Origin of the sequence: Arthrobacter sp. CAL618, from assembly GCF_000468215.1 — a bacterium.
Taxonomy (GTDB): domain Bacteria; phylum Actinomycetota; class Actinomycetes; order Actinomycetales; family Micrococcaceae; genus Arthrobacter_D.
The window spans coordinates 1-8,728 of sequence record NZ_ASZW01000270.1; the positions used below are offsets into that span (position 1 = coordinate 1).

10 protein-coding genes and 2 riboswitches are annotated in these 8,728 nt (G+C 65.1%); of the genes, 9 read left to right on the forward strand and 1 reads right to left on the reverse strand.

The window, feature by feature from the left end:
- On the forward strand, positions 1 to 452 hold a 452-nt coding region (locus K728_RS0116480; protein WP_024477374.1), incomplete at its 5' end, for an MFS transporter.
- A 48-nt stretch (positions 453 to 500) separates the two neighbouring features.
- Here K728_RS0116480 and serC read toward each other — a convergent pair.
- Positions 501 to 1,628, reverse strand: a complete 1,128-nt coding sequence (gene serC, locus K728_RS0116485) for a phosphoserine transaminase (RefSeq protein ID WP_019483830.1) — start codon at positions 1,626 to 1,628, stop codon at positions 501 to 503.
- Positions 1,629 to 1,876: 248 nt separating this feature from the next.
- On the opposite strand from serC, the gene K728_RS0116490 reads away from it, so the two are divergent.
- The 8 genes from K728_RS0116490 to K728_RS0116525 all read left to right on the forward strand — a co-directional run bounded on the left by K728_RS0116490 (position 1,877) and on the right by K728_RS0116525 (position 8,684).
- Positions 1,877 to 2,584, forward strand: coding sequence for a metal-dependent transcriptional regulator (locus K728_RS0116490; RefSeq protein WP_019483831.1), 708 nt, complete (start codon positions 1,877 to 1,879; stop codon positions 2,582 to 2,584).
- A 138-nt stretch (positions 2,585 to 2,722) separates the two neighbouring features.
- A riboswitch (cyclic di-AMP (ydaO/yuaA leader) is annotated at positions 2,723 to 2,896 on the forward strand.
- A gap of 2 nt (positions 2,897 to 2,898) precedes the next feature.
- The gene (locus K728_RS0116495) at positions 2,899 to 3,699 is read left to right on the forward strand and encodes a M23 family metallopeptidase (protein WP_443111008.1); all 801 of its coding nucleotides are present in this window, start codon (positions 2,899 to 2,901) and stop codon (positions 3,697 to 3,699) included.
- Positions 3,700 to 3,824: 125 nt separating this feature from the next.
- A riboswitch (cyclic di-AMP (ydaO/yuaA leader) is annotated at positions 3,825 to 3,988 on the forward strand.
- 5 nt (positions 3,989 to 3,993) lie between these two features.
- Entirely contained in the window at positions 3,994 to 4,827 is an 834-nt protein-coding gene (locus K728_RS0116500; RefSeq protein ID WP_024477377.1) for an NlpC/P60 family protein, read from the forward strand.
- A gap of 29 nt (positions 4,828 to 4,856) precedes the next feature.
- Entirely contained in the window at positions 4,857 to 5,720 is an 864-nt protein-coding gene (locus K728_RS0116505; protein WP_019483834.1) for an NlpC/P60 family protein, read from the forward strand.
- Between the two features lie 234 nt (positions 5,721 to 5,954).
- On the forward strand, positions 5,955 to 6,455 hold the full coding sequence (locus tag K728_RS0116510) for an HNH endonuclease (RefSeq protein WP_019483835.1): 501 nt from the start codon (positions 5,955 to 5,957) through the stop codon (positions 6,453 to 6,455).
- Positions 6,452 to 7,078 carry a molybdenum cofactor guanylyltransferase gene (mobA, locus tag K728_RS0116515; protein WP_024477378.1) on the forward strand — a complete coding sequence of 209 codons (627 nt, stop codon included), beginning with the start codon at positions 6,452 to 6,454 and terminating at the stop codon, positions 7,076 to 7,078. Before K728_RS0116510 ends, mobA begins: the two co-directional genes overlap by 4 nt.
- 14 nt (positions 7,079 to 7,092) lie before the next feature.
- Positions 7,093 to 7,389, forward strand: a complete 297-nt coding sequence (locus tag K728_RS0116520; protein WP_024477379.1) for a DUF6457 domain-containing protein — start codon at positions 7,093 to 7,095, stop codon at positions 7,387 to 7,389.
- A gap of 11 nt (positions 7,390 to 7,400) precedes the next feature.
- Entirely contained in the window at positions 7,401 to 8,684 is a 1,284-nt protein-coding gene (locus tag K728_RS0116525; protein WP_024477380.1) for a molybdopterin molybdotransferase MoeA, read from the forward strand.
- Positions 8,685 to 8,728 lie beyond the last annotated feature (44 nt).

Below are 8,728 nucleotides of genomic sequence, written 5' to 3' on the forward strand. Positions count from 1 at the left end.
CGGCCCGCCGCAGCAAACCGAGGCTCCGGTTCATTTACGGGGCGGCAGCAGCTTTCGGGGTCGCCTGTGCCGCAGCAGCGCTGGCCCCCACGGTCTGGCTGTTCGGTCTCACCCTGATCCCGGTGGGCCTGTTCGCGCTGACACTCATGACCAGTGCCAATGCGTACGTCCAGACCACCACCGAGCAGGTGATGCGCGGCAGGGTCATGGCGCTGTATTTCGCCATTTTCCTCGGCGGCACACCGCTCGGCGCACCAATCGTCGGCCTGGTCTCCAACACTTTTGGTCCACGGTGGAGCCTCGCCGTCGCCGCAGCGGCCGGCATCATTGCGGCGCTGGCTGGAATGATCTGGGCCTGGCGGGCCCACCATCTACGGCTTCGCTACGATCCGGCCCCACGGCGTCGGCTGCGGATTGAAACTGACTTCGGGAAACCTCTCACCGATCCCTAAGATCCCTGCCAGCCACAGGCTTTTGGGATCTTAGGGGGCGGCGGAGGGCTAGCGTCCGCCGATCACGAAGTCGATGCAGGCCAGCAGGGCTGAAATATCGTCCGGTTCAATCGAGACGAACGTCGCGATGCGCAGCTGGTTCCGGCCCAACTTCCGGTACGGCTCGACGTCGACAATGCCGTTGGCACGCAACACCTTCGCGAGTGACGCAGCGTCAACGGAGTCGTCGAAGTCGATGGTCGTAATGACATTGGAGCGGTCCTCGGCGCGCGTGACGAAGGGGGTGGCGACGTCGGACGCTTCCGCCCACTGGTAGACCCGNCCCGCGGACTCCGCGGTGCGGGCCGCAGCGAACTCGAGACCGCCGCTCTGGTTCAACCATTCGACCTGGGCGTTGAGAGTCACCAGGGTGGCCAGGGACGGGGTGTTGTAGGTCTGGTTGAGTAAAGAGTTGTCGATGGCCGTCTGGAGGTTCAGGAAATCAGGGATCCAACGGTCGGTCGCCGCGATCCGGGCTGCGCGCTCCAGCGCGGCCGGCGAGAACAGGCCAAGCCACAGGCCGCCGTCGGACGCGAAGTTTTTCTGGGGCGCGAAGTAGTAGACGTCGGACCCACTGACATCCACGTCCAGGCCGCCGGCGGCCGACGTCGCGTCGATGAGGACCAAGGCATCCGGTGCGGCGCCGTCGACCCGGTGCACCGGTGCTGCCACACCGGTGGAGGTCTCGTTCTGCGGCCAGGCGTAGACGTCCACGCCTGTTTCCGCTGCAGGGGTGGGGCGCGTCCCCGGGGCCGAGGTGATCACCGAGGACGCCTGGAGGAAGGGCGCCTTGTTGGTGGCGGAAGCGAACTTCGCCCCGAATTCCCCGAACGACAGGTGCTGGGCCTTGTCCTGCACCAGCCCGAAGGATGCAACATCCCAGAACGCTGTTGACCCACCAACGCCCAGCACCACCTCGTAGCCGGCCGGCGCGTTGAACAGCTGGCTCAGGCCTTCCCGGACCGAACCGACAAGGTTGCGCACCGGCGCCTGACGGTGGGACGTGCCAAGCAGGGTCCGTCCGGCCTGCGCGAGGGCCTCCATCTGCTCGTCGCGCACCTTCGACGGGCCGGCTCCGAAACGCCCGTCGGCGGGAAGGAGGCCAGCGGGGATCAATTGGTCCGGGGAAATGCTCATGGTCTCTCCAAGGGGGTAAGCGTGCGACACAAGACGGGATACATTCTGCCGCACTACCCGGCCCTGGCGGCATTTGTGAACATGCCCCGACCGGGCACCCGGTTGCCGCTGATTGCCGCGGCCTCTGGTAAATGGGTTAACCTTGGTGAGCGTAGAACTTGTGTTCGGCGCTGGCGATATGTGCCGCGCTCCCACCGCGAAAGCTGCCCGCTGTTCCATCCCGCACCAGTGCCTAGGAGCTGAACCGCATGACGGACCTCATCGATACCACTGAGATGTATCTGCGGACCATCCTGGAACTGGAGGAGGAAAACATTGTTGCCCTCCGCGCCCGGATCGCTGAACGGCTCCGCCATTCCGGTCCTACCGTCTCCCAGACCATCGGCCGGATGGAGCGCGACGGGCTGGTGATCGTCTCGGGCGATCGCCACCTCGAATTCACTGACCTTGGCCGCCGTCGCGCCATCGGGGTGATGCGCAAGCACCGCCTCGCCGAACGTCTCCTCTCCGACGTGATTGGCCTGGATTGGGCTTATGTCCACGAAGAGGCCTGCCGCTGGGAGCACGTGATGAGCGAGCGGGTTGAACAGCGGTTGTACGAGCTGCTGGGAAAGCCCACCGAGTCTCCATACGGCAACCCTATTCCGGGGCTTGAGGCCCTGGGCGGCCCGCCAACCCAGGGCTTCACCGACGGTGTCCGCAGCCTCCTGTCGGTGATCGGCGCCAATCCTCAGGGGTCAGTGATTACCCTTGTCCGGCTGGCCGAGCCCATTCAGGTGGACCCGGAACTGCTCTCCCAACTCGATGAGGGTGGGTTGCGGCCCGGAACGGTCATCGGGGTGCAGGCGGCCGGCGACTATGTGTCGGTCAGGGTCGAGGGTATCGAGGGCGCGCTGGAGCTCCCGCCGGAGGTCGCCGCACACGTGTTCGTGTCGGTCGCCGGGCCGGCTCTCTAACCCTCCACGGCACAATATTGCCGCAAGTTATCCACAGGAAAAGATAACGAACGTATCTCTTTTGCTTATGGTCGTGGATGATGGAAAGCTGACGTTGATACATCAGCGTTATCTAAACCGCACGCCTGACCCTGTCAGCGGATTTGGATGCTGAGACCCGTGACAGGGGCGGAGGACCCATCAGACGGCGGCTGATAAGCCGCCTTGGGGTGAAGTCCGGACGCGGTGCTGCTTCGGCGGACCGGTCAGGGCCGAGTTTCTTCCCGAACTCGAATCCGACAGCTAACTTCGCAGGCATATACGAAAGGGACCCTTTGTCGAAGCACCATGCTTCGGGACGCCGCCGTGCCGGCGCCCCAGTACCTGCCGTGCGTCCTCGGGACGCGCAACGACTCGAACGACGACGACGAGCAACACGGGTCAGGGGCGACTTTTCGCTCACCGGGATGAGCCAAAAATTCGCCATCGCCGCCGCCGCGTCCGGGCTGGTGCTGACCGTTACGCTACCCACCACCGCGGGGACGGCCCCACAGAACGACAACGCGGCCGCCGCAGCCGTTGCGCCCACCGTGCAGGCGACTGTCGCGCCCCGGGAAATCAGCGTTCCCGACGCGGCGCTGGTCGACTTCAGCCGCACCGCATTGCAGAGCACCTTCGACGCAGACGCCAAGCTCAGCGAGATCATGACCGCTGCAGACTCAGCGGCTGTGCCTGCCGCGGCCCGCGGCTCCCTGTCAGCTCCCATGGACAAGCTGATTGTCACGTCCCCGTTCGGTTACCGGGTCAGTCCGATTACCGGCCTGGGTGGGGAACTCCACTCAGGCCAGGACTTCAGCAGCTCGTGCGGCACTGAAGTGTTCGCGGCAGCGTCCGGCACTGTCACCTTTGCCAGCTGGCACCCCTATGGCGGTGGAAACCGCGTGGTCATCGATCACGGCAACGGGCTCGAATCCACGTACAACCATCTCTCGTCCAGCAGTGTCCAGGAGGGGCAGTCAGTGGACCGCGGTGAGGTCGTCGCCCAGAGCGGTAGTACCGGTGCATCCACCGGCTGCCACCTGCATTTTGAAGTGATGGTTGACGGTCAGGCCGTGGACCCCATGGGCTGGCTGTAACCAAGGACACACCGTTTCGTGACCGGAATGTGACATTGCGGTCAATCTCATGTACCGTCGATCTCGTGCCAAATTCTAATAGGTTTGGCACCCTCGAGCAGATCGCCTAGCTCTGCCACTGCCTGAGGTTCCGTTCGCACAATTCGCATGGCAGAGGCGGGGGAACCAATTAGTGGATTTCGCAAGAAATCCTTGGGGTTAAGTCGTCTGATTCCACTGGGAATCAGAGGGCCGGGTGACTCCCATCCGAATCCGACAGCTCACCTCGCAGGCAATTGGGAGAGGCAATCGAACGTGTCAACTAGCTCTTCTCTGGGCCGCCACAGGGCCGCCCGTACGCACACCAGCCCCCTGACAGCCATCTCAAGCGCCGTCTCCTCGAACGCTGGTTCCGTCGGCCGCCAGGCAGCAGTCATCGTCGCAGCGTCAGGGCTCGTCCTGACCGCCGGACTGCCAGCCCACGGGTTCGGTGAGTCCGAGCGTGTCGTTCAGCTCTCCACCCCCCTGAACTCGATTGCTGCTACGGCTGACGCCGTAAGCGCTCCCGCCACCGCCGAGATCACCTTCGAGCGTGCAGCCGTGTCGGCAACGCCCGCCGCCGTAGCTGCTCCAGTCGTCGAGGTGCAGGCCGACGTCATCGAGCCAATAACACCCGCCGCTGAGCCGGTAGCCGAAATGGTGGCAGAGCCCGCCGTGCAGGAAGCAGCGCCAGTCGAGGCAGCGCCAGTTGAGGCGCCCGCAGCAGAAGCAGTAGTCGCACCAGCTGCGCCAGCCCAGACGCCCGCAGCCGAAAAGCCAGCCCCCAAGGCTGCGCCTTCCGGTAACATCGCCGCTGGTCTGGTCGGATCCGCCTACTCCCAGATCGGTGTCGGGCAGGACTGCACCGCCATGGTTGAGAAGGCACTTCGCTCCGTCGGCAAGTCCGTTGGCGACATTGCGCCTGGCGATTTCTTCGCCTTCGGATCAGTTGTTGGCTCTCCAGCGGCGGGCGACCTGGTAATCACCGCCGGCCACGTAGCCATCTACGTCGGAAACGGCCAAGTCATCAGCGGTGGCCTGAACGGCATGAACACCGACCTCCATTCCCTTTCCGACCTCCCCGGCGCTAGCTTCGTCCGCGTTAGCTAAGACCACACCGAACCCTGGAGAACGCAAAAATGACAACTCGCACAGCTATTGCACGCCACCGTGCCGATAAGCGCCACAACACCAACTTCTCGGCTCTGGCCAAAGCAGTAACCGAGAACGCTGGCGGCATGGGCCGTCAGGCAGCCGTAATCGCCGCAGCATCAGGCCTGGTCCTGACCGGTGGGGTATCGGCCAACGCTGCTGAGCTCTCCCTCGAATCAGCCGAACGGACCACCCTGACCTCCGCGCTGGAGATCCAGGCCGCACCAGCCGCCGTCGAAGCACCCGCAGACGCCGACATTGCGTTCAACCGCACCCCGGTCAAAGCCGTAGCAGCCCCAGCAGTCGTCGAAGCCCCAGCAGTCACTGTTCAGGCTGAGACCGTTGTGGAGATCGAAGAGGCTCCGGCCGTGGCCCCGGCCGCTGAGCCCGAAACCGTAGAGCCGGTTACCGTAACACCTGCAGTGAACGTCGAGCCGGAAGCGCCCGTCCGGACCACTCCAGCACAGGCCGCTCCGGCAGCCGAGGCCCCCGTCGCGCAGAAAGCCCCAGCCGCATCCTCAGGGAAGGCAGCAACAATCGCGGCCGCAGCACAGGCTCAGCTGGGAGTCACCCAGGACTGCACCCGTCTGGTGAGCAACGCCCTGGCAGCAGCAGGGATCAACTTCCACGGCTGGCCAGCCGGGTACTTGTCCCTCGGACGCACGGTCAGCGCCGGCGAAGCCATCCCAGGTGACCTCATCTACTACACAGATGGCGGAGCCGGAGTGGCCCACATTGCTGTGTACATCGGTGGCGGTCAGGCAGTCCACGGCGGGTTCAACGGCAACCAGACCGTCGTCGCTCCAGCCGACCTTGGTTCGGGCCCAGTCTTCATCCGCGTCGGCGGCTAGGAACACCCCGCATTACGACAAAAGACCCGGAGGAATTTCCTCCGGGTCTTTTTGTGCGTCTGGCAGCCGCCCGGACTGTCAAGGCGATCGGTCCGCGACGACACGCGTGGACCAGCTCCATCAAAATTAGCTAACCGAGCGTCAGCCGAACTACCCTTACTCAAAAGGAGTCAGGATTTCGGCCTGCGACCCCGGCGATAGGGGTAGAGGCCTGATCGGCAAAGAGGAATGTGCATGCGCACTCTCGTTCTGAATGCTGGATATGAGCCGCTGGCGGTAGTGACCTTCCGCCGGGCGCTGGTCCTTGTGCTGGCCGGCAAAGCCAGCGTCGTCGCGGAAGGGGAGGAACCGGTCATCGGACCCAATGAGATTCTCGGGCGCCCCTCGGTCATCCTGCTGAACCGGTACGTGAAAATCCCCTACCGGCAAAGTCTCGTGGTCACCCGCAGGGGTGTGCTGCGCCGCGACAACCATCTGTGCGCCTACTGCGGCAAAAGCGCCTCCACCATCGATCACGTGTATCCACGCTCCCGCGGCGGGGACTCCAGCTGGGAAAACCTCGTAGCCTGCTGCCTCAGGTGCAACAACGACAAAGGTGACAAGACGCTCGCCTCCCTGGGGTGGCAGCTGGGGGTCACCCCACAACCGCCCCGCGGCCCATCCCACCACTTCCGTGAGATCGAGAAGCCAGCCCCGCAGTGGAGCGCCTTCCTCCGGTCGGAGAGCGCCGCTTGAGCGCTCAGGTACCCGTTGCCTTCAATGCCGTAGTGCTCTCGGGTGGCAGATCCTCACGCCTGGGAGGTACACCCAAGGCCCATCTCGAGCTCAACGGGCAAAGCCTGCTTGACCTGACCTGTCAGGCCGCGGCAGCTGCACGACGGATTGTCGTCGTCGGGCCAGACGACGTCGATGGCGCAACCTTCCGGGCTCAACCGGTGTCGCGCGAGTTTGTCCGCGAGTCGCCACCGTTCGGCGGGCCGGCCGCGGCGCTGGCTGCCGCCGTCGACCATTTACAGGACGACTCGACACCGTGGCTGCTGGTGCTGGCGTGCGACATGCCGCGCATCGCGGAGGCGATTCCTTCGCTTCTGAAAGCGGCGGTCGATCGTCCGGATTCCTCGGCGATGGCGCACGACGGCGGCCGGGACCAGCCGCTGGCCGCCCTCTACCGTTTTGCTGACCTGCGGTTAGCGGTGCAGGAGATCCACGCCTCCGGAGGGGCCCAGAATCTATCGATGAAGGCACTCCTTGCTAGGGTGCAATGGAGAGCAATTGACGTTCGGCCGGGCAGTACCGCCGACGTCGACACCTGGGCTGACGCTCAATCCCTCGGTGTCTCAGGCACAGCACCGACCTAGATTCAGGAGCAGCGATGAAAAAACAGGATCAGATCCTTCAGGAATGGAGTGCCCAACTCATTGAGGCCTTCGAGCTTCAGGGCACCACCATCGATATCGATGCCATCCTTTCCCTCGCGGGGGACGCAGCCCATTCAATAGTGCGCCCGGCAGCGCCGCTGACCACCTTCATTGCTGGCTATGCCGCTGGCCTTGCCGTGGCCAGCCAGCAGGCTACCGAGGCGGTAGCCATGGAGTCAGCGATTGAGGCTGCCCGCCGCCAGTGTCCCACCGGAGACGCGGCCGCCCCACCAACGGCGGAGGCCCAGTGAGCGAATCCCCCATGAGCGAATCCCCAGTGAGTGATACTGCCACCGACAACTCCACCGGCCGGAACCTCGACTGGGAGCAGGCGCGACGCGTCGCCTACGACGCCGGAACGCCAATGGCCAACCAGACAGTCCCGCTCTCCGAAGCGCTTGGACAAACACTGGCCGAGCCGGTCACGGCTTTACAGGCCATCCCGCACTACGCGTCATCGGCCATGGACGGATGGGCCGTCAACGGCAATCCACCGTGGCAACTGGTTAGTCATGCACCAAAGGAAGAGCACCCCTGGTCGCGTCCTGCCCCGCACCAGGATTCGGGTGCGGGGCCGCTGGCTCCCGGGGAGGCGACATTCATCCTGACCGGCGGCGTGGTACCGGAGGGGACCACCGGGATCCTCCGGATGGAGCACGGCGCCGTCCGCGGTGATTCCCTGGACCGCAACGAGCGGGCCCGGCCGGACGAGCCGAGGCCCCAGGAACACATCCGACCGGCCGGCGAGGAGGCCCCTCAGGGCAGCGAGACCATTCCCGCGAACGTCACCCTGAACCCGGCCCAGATTGCCCTGGCCGCGGTCTGTGGCTACGACAACCTTCCAGTGCTGAGGGCACCGCGGGTGTCCTTGCTGCTGACCGGCGACGAGGTCATCGAAGCCGGGCTCCCCGAGCCGGGGCAGGTCCGTGACACGTTTGGTCCCCAGCTTCCCGGTCTGGTCCAGATGATGGGTGGGCACGTCGACACCTCGGGCCGTGCCAAGGATGACCTCGACGACGTCGTCGCCGCCATCAGCGCCGAAGCGCTCGATGAACTCTCCCTCGCTCGCGCCTCCGGTGACGTCCTCATCACCACCGGCGGGACGGGCAGTTCCTCGGCTGACCACATCAGGCGCGCGTTGGAGACGCTCGAGGCAGAGTTCATCATTGACGGCATCGCGATGCGGCCCGGCCACCCCACGCTGCTGGCCCGACTGCAGGACGGCCGGTTCCTGGTAGGTCTCCCCGGCAATCCCCTGGCCGCGATGATGGCCATGTTTACCGTGGTGGGCCCGCTGCTGGCAGGCCTGCGCGGGGCGCCGTTCCCCGAAACCGACGAAGTTACCGTCGGGGAAGCATTCGATGAGCTTCCCGGCCGGAGCCGGGTGGTGCCCTACCGGCTGGAATCCNGGGCCGTCGCTGCCACTCACCAGCGCTCCGGCATGCTGAGAGGCCTCGCCTCCGCGGCCGGGGTCATGGTGGTGCCGGCTGACGGCTGCGTTGCGGGGGACAGGTTGCCAGCGCTGCGCCTGCCATGGATCAGCTAAAACTCCACCTGTTAAAACACCGGCGCCCCCATTCAGCTGAATGG

Bases quoted from the DNA above. Each gene is read 5' to 3' on its own strand.
- K728_RS0116490 (WP_019483831.1), top strand. From the start codon at position 1,877: ATGACGGACCTCATCGATACCACTGAGATGTATCTGCGGACCATCCTG.
- K728_RS0116505 (WP_019483834.1), top strand. From the start codon at position 4,857: ATGACAACTCGCACAGCTATTGCACGCCACCGTGCCGATAAGCGCCAC.
- K728_RS0116510 (WP_019483835.1), top strand. From the start codon at position 5,955: ATGCGCACTCTCGTTCTGAATGCTGGATATGAGCCGCTGGCGGTAGTG.
- K728_RS0116520 (WP_024477379.1), top strand. From the start codon at position 7,093: ATGAAAAAACAGGATCAGATCCTTCAGGAATGGAGTGCCCAACTCATT.